The sequence below is a fragment of the Azospirillum sp. genome (assembly GCF_035628975.1).
GTDB lineage: Bacteria > Pseudomonadota > Alphaproteobacteria > Azospirillales > Azospirillaceae > Azospirillum.
In genome coordinates, this window is sequence record NZ_DASPIS010000067.1 from 1 (window position 1) to 17,301 (window position 17,301).

Annotated in this window: 17 protein-coding genes; 9 read left to right on the forward strand and 8 right to left on the reverse strand. The window is 69.6% G+C overall.

Annotated elements, in window-relative coordinates:
• From acnA to VD964_RS15045, 3 genes are all read left to right on the forward strand, one after another.
• Positions 1-2,572: aconitate hydratase AcnA (acnA, locus tag VD964_RS15035; RefSeq protein WP_324869371.1), on the forward strand; the 2,572-nt coding region annotated here is incomplete at its 5' end.
• A 263-nt stretch (positions 2,573-2,835) separates the two neighbouring features.
• A complete protein-coding gene (locus VD964_RS15040; protein ID WP_324869372.1) occupies positions 2,836-3,057 on the forward strand; it encodes a hypothetical protein in 222 nt (73 codons plus the stop codon).
• Positions 3,054-3,545, forward strand: coding sequence for a hypothetical protein (locus VD964_RS15045; RefSeq protein ID WP_324869373.1), 492 nt, complete (start codon positions 3,054-3,056; stop codon positions 3,543-3,545). Before VD964_RS15040 ends, VD964_RS15045 begins: the two co-directional genes overlap by 4 nt.
• Positions 3,546-3,563: 18 nt before the next feature.
• On the opposite strand, the gene VD964_RS15050 is transcribed toward VD964_RS15045, so the two are convergent.
• Positions 3,564-6,752: a PAS domain-containing protein gene (locus tag VD964_RS15050; RefSeq protein WP_324869374.1), complete on the reverse strand. Its 3,189-nt coding sequence runs from the start codon at positions 6,750-6,752 to the stop codon at positions 3,564-3,566.
• Positions 6,753-7,092: 340 nt separating this feature from the next.
• Between VD964_RS15050 and VD964_RS15055 the strand changes: the two genes are divergently transcribed.
• Both VD964_RS15055 and VD964_RS15060 read left to right on the forward strand, forming a co-directional pair.
• Positions 7,093-8,112, forward strand: a complete 1,020-nt coding sequence (locus VD964_RS15055) for an amidoligase family protein (RefSeq protein ID WP_324869375.1) — start codon at positions 7,093-7,095, stop codon at positions 8,110-8,112.
• 14 nt (positions 8,113-8,126) lie between these two features.
• On the forward strand, positions 8,127-8,903 hold the full coding sequence (locus tag VD964_RS15060; protein ID WP_324869376.1) for a gamma-glutamyl-gamma-aminobutyrate hydrolase family protein: 777 nt from the start codon (positions 8,127-8,129) through the stop codon (positions 8,901-8,903).
• Positions 8,904-9,056: 153 nt separating this feature from the next.
• Here VD964_RS15060 and VD964_RS15065 read toward each other — a convergent pair whose 3' ends face one another.
• Positions 9,057-9,452, reverse strand: coding sequence for a hypothetical protein (locus VD964_RS15065; protein ID WP_310111920.1), 396 nt, complete (start codon positions 9,450-9,452; stop codon positions 9,057-9,059).
• A gap of 358 nt (positions 9,453-9,810) precedes the next feature.
• Here VD964_RS15065 and VD964_RS15070 point away from each other — a divergent pair, with 358 nt between their 5' ends.
• The gene (locus VD964_RS15070; RefSeq protein ID WP_324869377.1) at positions 9,811-11,421 is read left to right on the forward strand and encodes a phospholipase D-like domain-containing protein; all 1,611 of its coding nucleotides are present in this window, start codon (positions 9,811-9,813) and stop codon (positions 11,419-11,421) included.
• 93 nt (positions 11,422-11,514) lie between these two features.
• Here the strand turns inward: VD964_RS15070 and VD964_RS15075 are convergent, their stop codons facing one another.
• From VD964_RS15075 to VD964_RS15085, 3 genes are all read right to left on the reverse strand, one after another.
• Positions 11,515-12,285, reverse strand: coding sequence for an OmpA family protein (locus VD964_RS15075; RefSeq protein ID WP_324869378.1), 771 nt, complete (start codon positions 12,283-12,285; stop codon positions 11,515-11,517).
• A complete protein-coding gene (locus tag VD964_RS15080; RefSeq protein ID WP_324869379.1) occupies positions 12,282-12,848 on the reverse strand; it encodes a DUF4398 domain-containing protein in 567 nt (188 codons plus the stop codon). The genes VD964_RS15075 and VD964_RS15080 overlap by 4 nt, the downstream gene beginning before the upstream one ends.
• A gap of 137 nt (positions 12,849-12,985) precedes the next feature.
• Positions 12,986-13,624, reverse strand: coding sequence for a DedA family protein (locus tag VD964_RS15085; RefSeq protein WP_324869380.1), 639 nt, complete (start codon positions 13,622-13,624; stop codon positions 12,986-12,988).
• A 162-nt stretch (positions 13,625-13,786) separates the two neighbouring features.
• Between VD964_RS15085 and VD964_RS15090 the strand changes: the two genes are divergently transcribed.
• The 3 genes from VD964_RS15090 to VD964_RS15100 all read left to right on the forward strand — a co-directional run bounded on the left by VD964_RS15090 (position 13,787) and on the right by VD964_RS15100 (position 15,275).
• Positions 13,787-14,458 (forward strand): NnrU family protein, encoded by a 672-nt coding sequence (locus VD964_RS15090; RefSeq protein WP_324869381.1) that lies wholly within the window; start codon positions 13,787-13,789, stop codon positions 14,456-14,458.
• Positions 14,459-14,538: 80 nt separating this feature from the next.
• Positions 14,539-14,973 (forward strand): CBS domain-containing protein, encoded by a 435-nt coding sequence (locus VD964_RS15095; RefSeq protein ID WP_324869382.1) that lies wholly within the window; start codon positions 14,539-14,541, stop codon positions 14,971-14,973.
• A 35-nt stretch (positions 14,974-15,008) separates the two neighbouring features.
• The gene (locus VD964_RS15100; RefSeq protein WP_324869383.1) at positions 15,009-15,275 is read left to right on the forward strand and encodes a DUF2934 domain-containing protein; all 267 of its coding nucleotides are present in this window, start codon (positions 15,009-15,011) and stop codon (positions 15,273-15,275) included.
• Between the two features lie 18 nt (positions 15,276-15,293).
• On the opposite strand, the gene VD964_RS15105 is transcribed toward VD964_RS15100, so the two are convergent.
• From VD964_RS15105 to VD964_RS15115, 3 genes are all read right to left on the reverse strand, one after another.
• Positions 15,294-16,136, reverse strand: a complete 843-nt coding sequence (locus VD964_RS15105; RefSeq protein ID WP_324869384.1) for a cold-shock protein — start codon at positions 16,134-16,136, stop codon at positions 15,294-15,296.
• A gap of 159 nt (positions 16,137-16,295) precedes the next feature.
• Positions 16,296-16,493, reverse strand: coding sequence for a hypothetical protein (locus VD964_RS15110; protein WP_324869385.1), 198 nt, complete (start codon positions 16,491-16,493; stop codon positions 16,296-16,298).
• A gap of 55 nt (positions 16,494-16,548) precedes the next feature.
• Positions 16,549-17,136, reverse strand: a complete 588-nt coding sequence (locus tag VD964_RS15115; protein WP_324869386.1) for a hypothetical protein — start codon at positions 17,134-17,136, stop codon at positions 16,549-16,551.
• Between the last annotated feature and the right edge of the window lie 165 nt (positions 17,137-17,301).

Below are 17,301 nucleotides of genomic sequence, written 5' to 3' on the forward strand. Positions count from 1 at the left end.
GTCGCGGCTGCCGTTCTCGATGAAGGTGCTGCTGGAAAACCTGCTGCGCTTCGAGGACGGGCGCACCGTCTCCGTCGACGACGTGAAGGCGGTGGCCCAATGGCTGGTCGACAAGCGGTCCGACCGTGAAATCGCCTATCGTCCGGCGCGCGTGCTGATGCAGGACTTCACCGGCGTGCCGGCGGTCTGCGATCTGGCGGCGATGCGCGAGGCAATGGCGTCGCTGGGCGGCGATCCGGCGAAGATCAACCCGCTGGTTCCGGTCGACCTCGTCATCGACCACTCGGTGATGGTCGATTACTTCGGCGGCAACGACGCCTTCGAGAAGAATGTCGAGCTTGAGTTCGAACGTAACCTGGAACGCTACGCCTTCCTGCGCTGGGGCCAGAAGGCATTCGACAATTTCCGCGTCGTGCCGCCGGGCACCGGCATCTGCCATCAGGTGAACACCGAATATCTGGCTCAGGTGGTGTGGACCGACAGCGACCCGTCGGGCAAGACGGTGGCCTATCCCGACACGCTGGTCGGCACCGACAGCCACACCACCATGGTCAACGGCCTGTCCGTGCTGGGCTGGGGCGTCGGCGGCATCGAGGCGGAGGCCGCGATGCTGGGCCAGCCGATCTCCATGCTGATCCCGGAAGTCGTCGGCTTCAAGCTGACCGGCCGGATGAAGGAGGGCTTGACCGCCACCGACCTCGTGCTGACCGTCACCCAGATGCTGCGCAAGAAGGGCGTGGTCGGCAAGTTCGTGGAGTTCTTCGGGCCGGGCCTGGACAGCATGACGCTGCCCGACCGCGCCACCATCGGCAACATGGCGCCGGAATATGGCGCCACCTGCGGCATCTTCCCCATCGACGCCGAGACCATCCGCTACCTGACCTTCACCGGCCGCGATCCCGACCGCGTGGCGCTGGTCGAGGCCTATGCCAAGGCCCAGGGCATGTGGCGCGAGCCGGACAGCCCCGATCCGGTGTTCACCGAGGCGCTGGAACTGGACATGGCCACGGTGGAGCCGTCGCTGGCCGGTCCGAAGCGTCCGCAGGACCGTGTCGCCCTGTCGGGCCTCGCCCAGGGCTTCGCCAAGGACATGACCGAGGCCTACAAGGCCGACGATCCGAAGAAGGCGGTTCCGGTGAAGGGCGCCGACTACAGCCTGGAACAGGGCGCCGTCGTCATTGCCGCCATCACGTCCTGCACCAACACCTCCAATCCGGCGGTGCTGGTCGCCGCCGGCCTCTTGGCCAAGAAGGCGGTGGAAAAGGGGCTGAAGCAGAAGCCGTGGGTCAAGACCTCGCTGGCGCCGGGTTCCCAGGTGGTCACCGACTATCTCGCCAAGGCCGGGCTGCAGCCCTATCTGGACCGCATCGGCTTCAACATCGTCGGCTATGGCTGCACCACCTGCATCGGCAATTCCGGCCCGCTGCCGGAACCGATCGCCGCGGCGGTGGAGGAGGGCAACCTCGTGGTCGGCGCCGTGCTGTCGGGCAACCGCAACTTCGAAGGGCGCGTCAACCCGCACACCCGCGCCAACTATCTGGCCTCGCCGCCGCTGTGCGTCGCCTATGCGCTGGCCGGCAACCTGAACATCGACCTGACGACGGACCCGATCGGCGACGGCACCGACGGCCCGGTCTATCTGAAGGACATCTGGCCGACCAACCGCGAGGTTCAGGACGCCATCGACGCCTCGCTGACCGCGGACATGTTCCGCAGCCGCTATTCCGACGTGTTCAAGGGCCCGGAGCAGTGGCAGGCCATCGCCACCGCCGAAGGCCAGACCTACCAGTGGCAGGAGGGCTCCACCTACGTGAAGCTGCCGCCCTTCTTCAGCGGCCTGACCAAGACGCCGGACCCGGTGTCGGACGTGCGGGGCGCGCGGGCGCTGGCGGTGCTGGGCGATTCGATCACCACCGACCACATCTCTCCCGCCGGCTCGATCAAGAGGACCAGCCCGGCCGGCGAGTATCTGCTGAGCTATCAGGTCCGCCCGCAGGACTTCAACAGCTACGGCGCCCGCCGCGGCAACCATGAAGTCATGATGCGCGGCACCTTCGCCAACATCCGCATCCGCAACGAACTGATCCCCGGCGTGGAAGGCGGCGAGACTAAGCACTATCCGTCGGGCGAACAACTGCCGATCTACACCGCCGCCATGCGCTATGCCGACGAAGGCGTGCCGCTGGTCGTGGTCGCCGGCAAGGAATACGGAACGGGGTCGAGCCGCGACTGGGCGGCGAAGGGCACCCGGCTGCTGGGCATCCGCGCGGTGATCGCCGAGAGCTTCGAGCGCATCCACCGCTCCAACCTCGTCGGCATGGGCATCCTGCCGCTGCAGTTCAAGGACGGCATCACCCGCGCCGACCTGAAGATGGACGGGTCGGAGACCTTCGACATCGCCGGCATCGAACAGGACCTGCGCCCGCGCAAGGACGTCACCCTGACCCTGACCCGCGCCGACGGCAAGGTGGAGACCTATCCGCTCCTGCTGCGCATCGATACGGTGGACGAGGTGGAGTATTACAGGAATGGCGGCGTGCTGAACTTCGTGCTGCGGAATCTGGCGAAGTGATCGCGCCCGCGCGGCATTCGCCACTTCATTCGTGAGCGAATGCCACGCTGGACGGAGTCTTGGTTGGGCGGCGCCTGTTCTCTTCTTTCTTGACGGGTGCCGCCCGACTGGCTTAGGAAATGCGAAGAGTGATCGGGGATCCCCAATCGCTGGATTGGGGGTTTCCCCAATCGCTCTCGGTCCGGCCCCACAGCCGGTCCCAACCCGGCCTTCAATGCGGTTCCGACCGGCACAGAGGCGGATCAACATGGGTTGATACGGATATGCCCAATCTTCAGGACGTGGTTGATAATCCCGAACTCCTGGAAAAGTCGATCAGGACGATGATGAGCCTGCGCGGCAGCCACGGTGAGGTTTGCTTGAACCACGGCATTCGTACCACGGAAGAGCTGGATGCCTTGGTGCGCCGCTCCCTGGAGCAGAATGCGTCCGACGACGTGGATGTCGAGGCCTTTCGCCGGCTGCTGGGTATCGAACAGGAATGATCGGCGGTACAGGGTCGGTTGACCCCATTCCCGCGATCGCGATCTCCGACGATATTCGCGAGCAAATTTACGCCGAATATGTCGGATTTCTGATCAAGGCCTGCAAGGTATTCGGCCTTCCGCTATCATGTGTCGAATACAGCAATCGCGAGCTCGCGCTTGCCATAGACGAGGCGGAAATCGACTTGCAAGCCATGCTCGCACGTCGGTCACGAACACGTGGCATCACCGCCGGCAAGATCGCCGGGGTCCTGGCATTCCGCCTCAGCCGCTTCAAGATCGTTCACTTCAAGGAGGAAGCCTGGGCGAACAGCCACTTCCACCTTGTGCAGGAATTGGCTGCGACGCTGCTGGTCCGGAAGCTGTTCGTTCCTTCCAAGATGCCCGTGGTCAACATCCTCGAACTCAGCTACCAGCTGTCGCGCCGGCACGCCAACCAGGAAACTGCGGGGCTGTTCTTCGACGCCTTCGTGGCGGAGGCCGGCTGACCTCCGCCTGTCCGCGCCTCACGCAGCCCCGGCGCTCGCCATCATGCGGCGGAGGTCGTTGGGGAAGACCGGCTTGTGCAGCAGGCGGAAGCCGCGGCGTTCGGCCTCTTCCTGGCGTTCGGAACTGGTGTCGCCGGTCAGGATGATGCCGGGAACGGTCCGGCCCAGCATGGCCTGCACCGCGACAACCGCCTCCGGGCCGGTGCGGCCCTGCTGGAGCTGGTAGTCGGCCAGCACGATCTGCGGGCAGCGTCCGTCGGCGCGCAGCCGCTCCAGCGCCTGATCGCCCGACTTGGCGGTCAGCACGTCATAGCCCCAACCCTCCAGGATCGCCTTCAGGCCGAGCAGGATGATCGCCTCGTCGTCGATCACCAGCACCATGCCCTTGGCATCCGCTCCCTGGCCGGGTGTGACCGCCGTCGCCCGCTGGGCGGCGGGCGCTGCGGGTGATTGGGCCGACGAAGAGGCCGCGGCAGACCCGGCGACCGCTGTCTTGACCGCAACGTCGCCTCCACCGCCATTCGTCGCCCCCCTGCCCTTGCCGCCACCGAACGCGCTGGCGATCGCGCTGATCGCCTGTCCGCGGTCATTGGCGGCGGCATTGGCCGCATCGTTGGCGGCGGCGGAGCGGCGGGCCAGCGTCGCCGCGGCGGCGGCCGTGCCGCTGGCGGGACGGGCATTGCCGAGGATCACCCGCGGCAGCTCCACCGCGAAGACCGAGCCCCTGCCCTCCCACGACCGCACCGTCACCGGATGGCCGAGCAGCCGCGACAGCCGCTTGACGATGGCCAGCCCCAGGCCCAGGCCGCGCTCGCTGCGCTCGCCCAGCTGGGTGAACTCCTCGAAGATATCCTCCAGCCGGTCGGCGGGGATGCCGGCGCCGGTGTCCCAGACCTCCACCCGCATGCCCGACGGCGTGCGGCGGCAGCCCAGCAGCACCTTGCCGCCGGTGGTGTAGCGCAGGGCGTTTTCCACCAGATTGCGCAGGATGCGCTCCAGATGGGCCGGGTCGGTGCGCACCCAGGCACGGGTCGGCACGGCGCGCAGTTCCAGCCCCTTCTGGGCGGCGCGCGGGCCATATTCGGCGACCAGCCGGCCGAGCAGCTGGTTCAGCCGCACCTCGACTGGAGTGGCGACGATCTTGCCGGACTCCAGCCGCGACATGTCGAGCAGGCCGTCCAGCAGGCTCTTCAGCGTGTCCAGCCCCTGGCGGATGTTGTCCAGGATCGGCAGTGCCGGGTGCCCCTGCAGCCGGTCGCTCAGCGCCGCGGTGAAGAGATAGAGCGACTGGACCGGCTGGCGCAGGTCGTGGCTGGCGGCGGCCAGGAACTTCGATTTGCCTTCGTTGGCCTGGTCGGCCTCCTCCCGCGCACGGTGCAGCTCGGCCTCGGCCTTTTTGCGGTCGGTGACCTCGACGGCGGCGCAGGTGACGCCCTCCACCCGGCCCGAGGGATCGCGCAACGGATCGACGGTCAGGTCGAAGAAGCGCTCTTCGCCCTTGCAGCGGATGCGAACCTCCTCCCGCGCGCCGACGCCGCTCTCCAACACGCGGCGCTTCAGCGCCATCAGGTTGTCGGCTTCCTCGCCATGGTCGAACAGGTCGGCGTCGGTACGGCCATTGAGCGTCTCCGGCGAGAAGCCCAGCAATTCGGAATGGGACCAGGTGTAGCGCAGCTCGCGGTCCTGGTTGAACACCGCCACGCCCGAATTGCGCAGCCCGGTGCGCACGCGCTCCTCGGCGACGCGCAGGGCCTCCTCGGTGCGCTTGCGCTCGGTGATGTCGATGCCCGACGCGATCAGGTGGGTGACATGGCCGTCGGCATCGACCATCGGGGTCAGGTTGACGTCGACGGTCATCTCGCGCCCGTCGCCCAGCCGCAGCCCGGAGTCGAAGCGGGAGGATCGGCCATGCGCGCCCAGCGCCAGCGCCTGGCGCAGCCGTTCACGCCCGGCGTCGTCGAAGGACAGCCAGCAGATCTCGTCGAAGGGACGGCCGACGATGCGGGCTGCCGGCAGCCCGGCGGCATCGGCGGCGGCGCGGTTGACCTGGGCCACCGCCCCGTCCGGCGTCAGCACGCCGACATAGGCCGGCAGCGCGTCCAGAACCGCACGGATGTGGCCTTCCGACTGGCGCAGCGCCGCTTCGCGCGCTTCCAGCCGGTCGGCCATCATGTCGAAGGCATGGCCGAGCTGGCCGATCTCCGACGAGCGGTCGGACAGCTTGACGCGGGTGGCGGTCTTGCCCTCGCTCCAGTCGCGGGCGGCGCAGACCAGCGCGTCGACCGGGCGGCGGATGAACAGGGTGCCGCCGATCCAGGCGGCGGCGGCGGCGACCAGGAAGCCGGACAGGGTCATCAGCAACCCGTCGCGGGTGGCGCGATCCACCGCCCCCATCGCGGCGCCACGGTCGACGCCGACGCTGATGAACAGGTCGCGGATTCCAGCGGTGGGCGGGGAGAAGGCCAGGATGCGGGACACGCCGTCCATCCCGGGCAGCATCGTCACACCCATGTCGGTCGCCGACAGCAGCGGCAGGTAATTGTCGGGCAGCCGCTCGCCGACGCGGCCCTGGGTACCCGGCAGCTTGACCAGGATGGTGCCGGACCGGTCGGCGACGGTCAGGGCCGTGTTCTCCGGCATCGGGCGGGTGGCGAAGATGGAGGTCAGCCGCGGCACGTCGAGAGACAGGGCGATCACGCCGGCCCGCTTGCCCTCGGCATCGGTGTAGGGAACCGCGACCGGAAGCTCGCCGCCGGCGACGCCGGAATGGGTGATCGTCCATTCGCCGACCACGAAACGCCCCTGGGCCATCGCCCGGCGGAAATGCGGCTGGGAGGTCAGGGAGGAGCCGATGCGCGCCGGGTCGGCGCTGCACCTGATGCGCCCGCCGGCATCGGTGACCGACAGGGTGCGATAGTCGGCGGAGCGGGCGGATAGCCGCTCCAGATAGGCTTGGCAGCCGGCGACCTCGCCCCCGCTCCCGTCGCCGCGCAGGAAGGGGGCCTCCGTCACCGCGGTGACCATCAGGCGGGCGCTGTCCAGGATGCGGACATGTTCGCTTTCCACCTGACGCAGCAGCCGTTCGGCCTGGAGGGTGACCTCCGCCTCGCGCTCCGCCCGCTGTTCGAGCACGCTGTAGATCTGGATGCCGATCGCCGGCAGAACCGCGAGCAGGACCAGGATGAAGAGGCGTGCCAGAAGGGTCATGGCGTAGACGAGGCTCCCACCGCGAAACCGACCGGATGGCGCATCGGGCGCGCCACCGTGCCGCTTGCCTATCGCTAACGCACTTATGGTTAAGCGCCGGTTAATTTAGAAAACAGTTGGGTAGAATAGGCTGAAAGCTCCCAACCAATCGAAAGAATCGCCCTCAAGAATGCCGGTTGGTTAGCCGAATTTGTATAAAAATCCAAAACATACCCCCAACGAGTGGCTACAGCCGAAAGAGGTATGACGTCCCCAGCACCTGAACCTCCCACCCCAAGAGAGGATTTGGATTTCCGACGGTGCGGGAACAGCGCCGGGAATGGGGTGTTGATGGCTTGCAATGACCAATCCCTTCTTCCTCCCCCCGCTCCGCACCACCCCCCAGGGCACGCCGCGCCGCGTCGGGGTGGAACTTGAATTCGCCGACCTGGACGCGCCGTCGGCCGCGTCCTGCGTGCGCGAGCTGTTCGGGGGGACGGTCACCGTCGAAAACCCGCACCGATGTCTGGTGAGCGGCACCAGCCTGGGCGACTTCACGGTGGAACTGGACATGCGCTCCGCCCACCCCGGCAAGGGAGGGGCCGCGGTGCTGGACCCCTTGCGTCCGCTCTGGGGCAACATCGGCAGTCTGGTGATGCCCTTCGAGATCGCCGCCCCGCCGGTGACGGTGGAGCGGATGCCGGACCTGGAGAGGCTGGTCGCCTGCCTGCGCGACCGCGGTGCCGCCGGGACGGAGGCAAGCCCGCTGTTCGCCTTCGGCCTGCATTTCAATCCGGAGGTGGCGCGGACGGACGGCGACTATGTGCTGGACCACCTGAAGGCCTTCCTGATCCTGGCGCCTTGGCTGCGGCGGGAGATCCGCGTCGATCCGACCCGCCGCCTGTCCGGCTTCATCGCCGCATTCCCCGCCCCTTATGCCGCCAAGCTCGTCGATCCGGCCTATCGCCCCGACCTGGGCGGGCTGATCGACGATTATCTGGCCGACAATCCCACCCGCAATCGCGAGTTGGACCTGTTCCCGCTGTTCGCCCATCTCGACCCCGATCGCTTGGCGAAAGCGATGGAAGACCCGCATGTCCGCCCGCGCCCGACCTTCCACTACCGGCTGCCCAACGCGCGGCTGAGCGATCCGGACTGGTCGCTCGCCGCCGACTGGAACCGCTGGGTGGCGGTGGAACGGCTGGCGGCGGACCGCGCCTTGCTGGACGGGCTGGGTGCCGAGTACCGGCAGATGGCCGACACGCAGGCGCTCGATCGCTGGGCCGAGCGGATCGACGGCTTCATGGCCGCGAATCCCGTAATCCATGGCCCACCCGGTGAGGGCGATGCCGCGGACGGCACTCTGCGGCAGGCCGGCTGAAAAGGGAGCGTGCCATGGCAGCCGTCATCGGAAGATCCCGGCCGCTGGTCGGCATCACCGCCTCCGTCCATGGCAGCCGCATCGCCGCCATGGCCAATCGCCTTGCCCTGTGGCGGGCCGGTGCCGCGTCGGTCCGCATCACGGCCGAGGCGCCCTTCCCCATCGACCGGCTGGACGCGCTGGTGGTCGGCGGCGGCGACGACATCGACGCGGCGCTCTACGGCGAATCCGCCCGGCCGCACATCCGCATCGATCCCGAACGCGACCGGCTGGAAATGCATGCGCTGGACTGCGCCGCCCAGCTCGGCTTGCCGGTTCTGGGCATCTGCCGCGGGTCGCAGATGATCAACGTCCACCGCGGCGGCTCGCTGCACGTCGATATCCACGAGGTGTACGAGGAAGCGCCGCACATGCGCACCGTGCTGCCGCGCAAGCGCATCCGCATCGAGCCGGACAGCCGGCTCTACCACATCCTCGGCATCGCCGAATGCCGGGTGAATGCCCTGCACCACCAGTCGGTGGACCGTGTCGGCGACGGCCTGCGCGTCGTCGCCCGCGAGCGCGCCGGCGTCGTCCAGGGCATCGAGGCGCCCGACGAGCCATTCATGATCGGCGTGCAGTGGCACCCGGAATATCTGGTGACGGACAACCGCCAGCAGGGCCTGTTCCGCCGTCTGGTCGCCACCGCCATGGGCACCGTCCCGCTGGACGACATCGCCGGAACCGCCCCGGCCGACCTTGACCGGACCGAGGCCTCACCCACCCGCCAGTCGGTGCGGGCGCAGGGCTGAGACGTTCCGGATCGCGGCAGCCGCCGCGTCTGTCCTCCGCCTCGCGCGGACCGTCGCGCCATACACGTGAAAACGTCCCATTCCAAAACGACACGGGCGCCGCCGGAGGGATGGCTCCGGGGCGCCCGCGGTGTAAGGGCCGCTAAGGGGACGTTACTGGCTGCCGCCCTGGTCCGGGCCGCAGTTCGGGGTGCCCGGCGGGCAGTGGGTGCCCGTGGCGGTCTGGTTGTCGCGCGGGATGTTGCTGCCGGTGTTGTTGCCCATGCCCGACGGCGCGGTGGTCACGCCCGGCGTGGACGAACCGGACATGCTGCCGCTGGAAGTGCCGGTCGAACCCGAGGTGCCCGGAGCATTCAGCGGGCCGCTGCCCGACGAGCCGGCCGACGGCGAGGTGGTGGCGCCCGGCGTGGTGCGGACCACACCGTCCGGACCGGTGTAGCTGGTGGCGCTGTCGGCCGAACCCTGCGGAACTTGCGGGGCCGTCTGGGCCAGGGCCGGGGTAGCCATCAGGAGAACCGCCGAAACGGCGCCGATCATCAGGTTACGCATCCTCGAACTCCTTCATGGTGGCAACGCCTCGCATTCGGGCGTCTTTCGGATCGGGGCCGATGACGGACCTTGCATCGCGTGCCGCGTCGGCGTCGCGCTTGCAGGCCGGGCCATCGCCTCTTTCACCGGGTTCAACAGGGCAATCCGGCCATGGTTTCGGTCGGTGAATGCGCTTTTTTCAAGAATCCGCGGCAAAAGCGTGCCTGCGGGGCCTCCTTCGGCGTGATCCCGACGGACCGGCCCTGCGGCGGGAACAACCGGCCCGCGCCGGGGTTCAAGCCGCGAGGCGGACAGTGTGCCGGACAGCCGACCGGACGGTATCCATGCGTTTCCGCCGCGCCCGGAGTCGATTTTCCCGATGAAGCTCAATCCTTCCGCCCCGCCGATCCATTCCCCGCAACCCGCAGCCGGGCCGGTGCTGCGCCCAGGCGTCACCTGCTGGCGGACGGAGCGGGCCGGGCGGGTGGCGGTCCTGGTCGATGGCGCCGATTATTTCGTTGCCGCCCGCGCCGCGATGGAAAAGGCGCAGCATTCGATCCTGCTGGTCGGCTGGGACGTCGATCCGCGCATGCGGCTCGATCCCCACAGCCCGGAAACGCTCGGCCGCTTCCTGGCCCGGCTGATGCGGTCGCGCCCCGGCCTGCATGTGCGGGCGCTGAAATGGGACATGCCCTTCCCGATCGCGTTGGACCACCCGCACGAGCCGCTGGAACGCTGGAACCGCAACACCGGCCGCCGGCTGAACGCCCGGCTGGACGGGGAACTGCCGGTCGGTGCCGCCCAGCACCAGAAGATTTTGGTGATCGACGACGCGCTCGCCTTCTGCGGCGGCATCGACTTCTCCTTCGACCGCTGGGACACGTCGGAGCATCGCGACGACGACCCGCGCCGGCGCTGCCCGGATGGCGAACCCTACGGGCCCCGCCACGACGTGATGATGATGGTCGACGGCGACGCCGCCCAGGCGCTGGCGGAACTGGCGCGGGAGCGCTGGCGATGCGCCACCGGAGAGGCTTTGGAGCCCTGTCCCCCGCCAAGTCTTGCTCCCTTGGCCCACGATCCCTGGCCCGACTGCCCGCTGCGCGACTGCTCCCACCCGGTGCTGACCGATGCCGTGATCGGCGTGTCGCGCACCGTGCCGGCGACGGACGACAGCCCGGCGATCCGTGAAAGCGAGGCGCTGACCTTCGCCGCCATCGCCGCGGCGGAGCGGACCATCTATCTGGAAAACCAGTATTTCGCCTCCGCCCGCGTCGCCAGTGCGCTGGCCCGACGGCTGGCCGAGCCCGACGGGCCGGAGGTGGTGGTGGTGGTGTCGATGGAAAGCCCGAGCTGGTTCGACCGCATGGCGATGGACACGCCCCGGTCGGTCGCCCTGCGCTGCCTGCGCGAGGCCGACCGCTTCGGCCGCCTGCGCGCCATGACCCCGGTGACCGAACAGGGCGCGCCGGTGATCGTCCATTCCAAGGTGGTGGCGGTGGACGGCCGGCTGCTGCGCATCGGCTCCTCCAACCTGAACAACCGCTCGATGGGCTACGACACCGAATGCGACCTGACCATCGAGGCGCCGGAGGAGGACGGTCCCGAGCGCGACCGGGCGGCGGACGCCATCACCGGCGTGCGCAACCGCCTGCTGGCCGAGCATATGGGCATCGACCAGGACCGGCTGGAAGCCGAACTGCGGGAGACCGGAAGCCTGATCGCTGCCATCGACCGCCTGTGCCGGCAGTCCGGCCGCCGTCTGGTGGACCTTCCCGCCACAGATCCCAGCCTGACCGAACAGGCCTTCGCCGCCCTGCGCATCGCCGATCCCGACGATCCGGACGAGGCCTGGGCCCCGTGGAAGCGCCTGCCGGCACCGCCGCGCTCAGCCTTGCGCGTGGCCGCGGCGGCGCTGCTGACCGTGGGTCTGGCGGCGGGTGCCTGGGGGGTGGTTCGGGCGGTGCGGAACGGCGAACGCGGGCGGTAGGGCCATTCGTCCTCAAGCCAAGGCCCCCTCTCCGCTGTATGCGGGAGAGGGGGGCTTTTTTTGAGGCGGTGGAGAAGGGGGCGCGAGCCCCCTTTAGCGTGTCTGCGCCACCGTGCCGTCGTCGGAGATGATGATCTCGACGCGACGGTTCTGCTGGCGGCCGGCATCGTTGCTGTTGGAGGCGACGGGCTGCGCCTCGCCCATGCCCTGGGTGACGATGCGCGACGGCGAGACGCCGCGGGCGGACAGGGCATCGCGGACGGCCTGGGCGCGGGCTTCCGACAGGCGCAGGTTGGTGGTGTCGCTGCCGGTGTTGTCGGTGTGGCCCTCGATCCGCAAGGTGCGGGCCGGATGCGCCTGCAGGAACTGGGCGAGCCGGTCCATGCGCTCATAGGCGCCGGGGGTCAGTTCCGCCCGGCCGGTGGAGAACAGGATGTCGCCGAGCGTCATCACGAGGCCGCGCTCGGTCCGTTGGGCCTGGAGGTCGCGCAGTTGCTGCTCCAGCTCGGTGTTGCGGGCCTGGAGGCGGTAGGTATCCGCGTTGGCGACCACGGTCTGGGCGCCCTTCACCCCGGCCGTCTCCTGCGCGATCTGCACGCGGCGGCTGACGATGTAGGCCTGATGATCGACCTCGGAGGCATCGGCGCCCTGGTCGCGCAGGGCCTCGGCCCGGCGCAGCGCCTGCTCGGCGTCGCGCAACTGAAGCGGAGCGTTGCCGGCGATCTGCGGGTTGGCGGCGGCGAGGCTGTAGTCCTGGCGCGCCTGGGTCAGGGCGGCGCTGTCGGTCGGCTGGGTGGCGCAGCCGGCAAGGCCGAGCCCGAGGCCGGCCAGCACCAGCAAGGTACGGGGGGCGAAGGCGTTCATTGCCGCACCTCCGGATAGCTGTAGCCCCAGCTGTTGCCGGTGCTGGTGCCGAGCGAACCGGCGGGCGCCGGCGGGACGGCGGACGGTGCGGGGTAGCTGGAGCCGCTTGCGCCGGAGCCCGTTGCCGGCAGCGTGCCGAGCGTCGAACCGCTGTAGACCGGTGCAGCGCCCGGCACGGCATTGGGCGCCATCGCCGACTGCGGCGTGGTCGGGGTGGCGGACCGGCGGACCGCGGTGGCGGCCTGCTGGGTCACGGCGCGCTGCGAGGTCACCGTCGCCAGTTCGGCATCGACGCGGGCCTCCTCGGCGAGGCGGCGGGCGCGGGTGCGCTCGTCGGCGCGCATCGCCTTGTCGGCGGCGGCCAGCTTGTCGCGGGCGCTCTGCAGGGCGACCGGGGCATATTGCAGGGCGTTGGCGCGCTCCGCCTCCTGCACCGCCTGGGAGGCGGCACCAAGCTGGGCGGTGGGCGGCGGCACGTCGGAGGCGCAGGCGGCCATGCCGAGCGCCGCCGACAGGACGGCGGCGGCACGCCACCGGTTCGTCGTTGCGGAATTGCGGGTCATCGCATTGGGTCCTTTCGGAAACGGCTCATGCCGAAAATCCTGGCCGACGCCACTGGCCGTAAGGCCATGTCCGTTCGGGTGGTTCGTGCCTCCAACGCGCAAGCCTGCACGAAGGTTCCACGGCGTTTCACGGCGGATCAGCCTCCGCTGCGCGACACCCCGCTCCGGGCCGCGCGGCGGCTGTCGCGGCGGTGGCGGACCAGCCGCAGCACATAGGCGCCGATCAGGACGACGAACAGCAGCAGTGTCCCCGGCACCATCAGGTCGGCGATCCAGGGGAACCCCACCCGCACCAGATAGCCCGTGCTGGCCAGCACCAGCGACCACAGCGTCGCTCCCGCCGCGGCATAGAGCAGGAACACCCCCATCGGCAGCCCGCAGGCCCCGGCGGGGACGGAGATCAGCGTGCGCAGGCCCGGCAACGGCTGGCACAGCAGGACGGCGAGGCCGCCGCGCCTGGCGAACCATCCGGTGGCGCGATGGACCTGCTCCGGCTTCACGGTCAGCCAATGGCCATGGCGGCCGAGGAAGGCCTCGAACCGCTCGCGCCCCATCCAGTGGGCCGGCGCATACCAGACCAGTTCCCCCACTGCGGAGCCGAGCCCGGCGGCCAGCGCCACCAGCAGCAGGTTGAACTCCCCCGTCGCCGCCCCCATTCCGGCCAGCGGGATCACCGTCTCCGCCGGGATCGGCGGCAGCGCGCGGGCCAGGATCAGCATCAGGAAGATGCCGAGATAGCCGAACTGCTGCACGATCTGGATGATCCACTCGGTCATTTGCTCGATCGGGTTGGCGGTGAAATGGGGAGTATCGATACTGTGAACCGCGCGACCGGCGCGGGCGTTCCCCGACTGCGCACGCGAACTCCTCTTGACCCGCCCCCCCTCTTGACCCGAGTCAAGGCGCGGGCCGTTGGTCCACGGTTTAGTGTCTCCATCATGACCGCATCCCTCGCCCTCGCCGCCGCCCTGCTGTTCCTCAGCCATGCCCTGCCGTCCTGGCCGGGGGTGCGGCCCGCCCTGATCGCCCGGCTCGGCCGCGGCGGCTTCGTGACGATCCATTCCGTCGGCTCGCTGCTGACGCTGACCCTGTTCGTGCTGGCCTACCGTGCCGCCGATGGCGGGGAGGTGGTGTTCACGCCCTTCGACTGGGCGGCGCCGTTGGTGGCGGTGGTGATGCCGGTGGTCTTCCTTCTGCTGGTCGCCCGCGTCACCACTCGCTTCGGCAGCCAAAGCGCCCCCAACCCGCCACACGGCATCTACCGCCTGACCCGCGCGCCGGGCAGCCTGGCGCTGCTGCTGTGGGCGCTGGCGCATCTGAACGCCACCGGCGACGGGCGCCGCGTGCTTCTGTTCGGCACCATGGCGGCCATCGCCCTGTTCGCGCTGGTCAAGAACGAGATCGTCCTGGGCCGCAGCCCGGCCGGCCGCGCCTTCCGGGCGGAGACCTCGCTTCTGCCGCTGGCCGGCCCGCAAGGGGTAAGAGGCGCGCTGGCGGGGCTGGCGGAAATGGGGCCGGCGCGTTTGGCGGGAGGGCTGGCCGCTTATGGGGGCATGCTGTTGCTGCATCCCTGGCTCTTCGGGGTGGAACCCCTCTACTGGATAGGTTGAGCGCGACGGTGGACCGGCGCATCTGTTGAGACGGGACTGGAGTACCGCGCCTCACCGCCACTGTGCCAGGAAGCCCCCGCATGAAAATCCGCGAGATCATGACCCGCGACGTGCAGACGGTACGGCCCGACGACAGCATCCGCCGGGCCGCGCAATTGATGGACGAGTTGAACGTCGGCATCCTGCCCGTCTGCGAAGGGCGGGATCTGGTCGGCGTGGTGACCGACCGCGACATTACCGTCCGCGCCATCTCGGCCGGAAAGCAGCCCGACCGCTGCAAGGTGGCGGAGGTGATGACCGCAAACCCCCGCTATTGCTACGAGGACGACCCGGTCGGCAGCGTCACCGAACTGATGGCCGGCCAGCAGATCCGGCGCGTGCCGGTGGTCGACCGCAACGACCGGCTGACGGGCATCGTCTCGCTGGGCGATCTGGCAACCGAAGCCAAGAACGACCGCGCCGTGCAGGGCGCGCTGGAGCGGATCTCCTCCCCCTCCCAGCCGGACCGCAGCTGACCGGCACGCAACCATTCGAATTGGAACTGACCATCATGGAACACACACTGGGTCCGGACGACCCGCGGGTCCGCGAACGCGCCTATCGGCTTTGGGAACAGGAAGGGCGGCCCGAACACCGCCATCTCGACCACTGGGCGCAGGCCGCCCGCGAGATCGAGGAGGAGGACCGCCGCAACTCGGGCGGTCCCCGCGTCAACAGCCCGGACGCCGGGCTTGCCGTCCCCGACGACCCCGCCGCCCGCAACCAGCGGGAAGCGGCGGAGCATCTGGGGCAGTCCACGCTGCCGTCCGACCAGTAGGCCGGGCGGCGGAAGCGGTCACTCGACCTTGAGGCTGACCGCCTCCATGCCCTTTTCGGTCTGGCGGACGGTCATGCGCACGCGCTGTCCGTCATCCAGGCTGCGCAGGCCGGCACTCTCCAGCGCACGGGCCGGGATGAACACGTCGCGCCCGCCGCCATCGGGCTGCGCGAAGCCATAGCCCTTGCCGCCGTTGAACCACTTTACGGTGGCGCCCATCTCGCTGGTCGGGCCGCTGTCCTGCTGCGGCCGACGCGGACCGCGATCCTGGAAGCCGCCGCGGTCCTGCCCACGATCCTGGAAACCGCGACCCTGGCCACGGTCCTGGAAACCACCGCGATCCTGGCCGCGATCCTGGCCCCGGTCCTGGAAACCGCGTCCCTGGCCACGGTCCTGGAAGCCGCCGCGGTCGCCGCCCCGGTCTCCGAAGTTGCGGTCGCGCGGGCCACCGGCATCGCGGCGCGCGCCGAACCCGCGATCGCCACCCCGATCACCAAAGCCGCGGTCACCGCCCCGATCGCCGCCCCGATCGCCGAAGCTGCGCTCGCCGAATCCACGGTCGCGACCCTGCGGACGGGCCGGGGCGGCGGCGGTGGAGAGGTCGACGGAATGCAGGACGCTGACCTGCTGGCCCTTGCGGTCCTCGACGATGTCGACGACGACGGTGGCGCCGTCCGGCAGGGTGGTGTGGCCGGCGGGCACGACGAGCGAGGCCGGCAGCAGGGCGTCCTTGCCGCTGTCCCCGACCTTGACGAAGCCGTAGCCGCGTTCGGGGTTGAACCATTTCACGGTGGCCGTCACCTGGGTGGCGACGACATTGGGCTGACGATAGACGTGGCTGCGGGGCGGCTGATTGTACATGGGAAACCCGAACTCCGGCAAACAGAAGCGGCGCCCGCACCGGTCCCGACATGGACCGGCGGACGCCAACCCCTGACACATCGCCCGTCCCGGCGGCTTTGGCAAGTCGGGACCACTCCGAATACGCCGGACAGGCTGTAAAATCTTAACTGCGGTCCATCAGCCCATCAGACGGTCCATCAGGCGGTCGGGCACCGGCGGCGGTTCGCGCGGCGGAACGGGGATCGGCGCCGGCGGCTCCCCCAGCGGCGGGCGGGACGGATCGCCCGGCACAGGCAACGGCTCGTCGGGACCGGCCGGGGGAATGGACGGCTCGCGCGGCGGAGACGGCGGAAAAGGACCAAGGCTGAAATTCATGCTCGGTGTCCTGCATCGGTGGAAGGGCAGCGGTGATCGGAATGGACGCGGCGGGTCAGCCGCCCTGGCCGCCGGGAGCGGTCTGCGACAGGCGGCGGGCGTCGTCCAGGCTTTCCATGCAGCGGGCCTCGTCGCCGTCGCGGGCGGCGCTGCGGGCCGCCGTGACCAGGGCCTCCAACTGGGCGTTGCGCGCCGCCTGCCCCATCAGCCCGTTGGCCCCGCCGGAACCGCCGGGTCCGCTGTCCGGCATGGCGCGGGAGTTGGCCTGCGGAGCGACGGAGGGGGCGGTCGGCATGTTGCTGCCGGTCGCCGGGGGTTCGATCACCGACCGGTCGCCGACGGCGGGCGGCGCCACCATGCCGCCGGACTGGGCCAGTTCCTCGCTGCTGGTGCCCGATCCGGAACCGGAGCCCTGCTCGTCGCGCGGGGTCGAGCCGGACAGGCCGGGTGCAGCGCCGTCGGGGACGGCGACCGGCGGCGGTTCGGTCGACAGGCCGCGGTTGGCGGCGAACTGCTCTACCATCGCGGCACATCCGGTTTGCGCCCCTGTCTGTGCGGCAGCCGGCTGGACGGCCAGAAGCCCGGCCGCCACCGCAAGCGCGAGGGGGGCGATGGGGCCAAGCCTCGTGAAATCTGTCCGCATCGGTCGCATCCTCCTGGGTTGGCTGTGCCACGGACGGCGTATGTCAACCGATTCAACGGCGGCCGGCAGGGCCGGGTTCCGATGGCGGGTTCCGATGGCGGGTTCCGATGGCGAGTTCGATGGCCGCTTCCGATGGCCGAGCGGAAGATAGGCCCGGCCATGCAG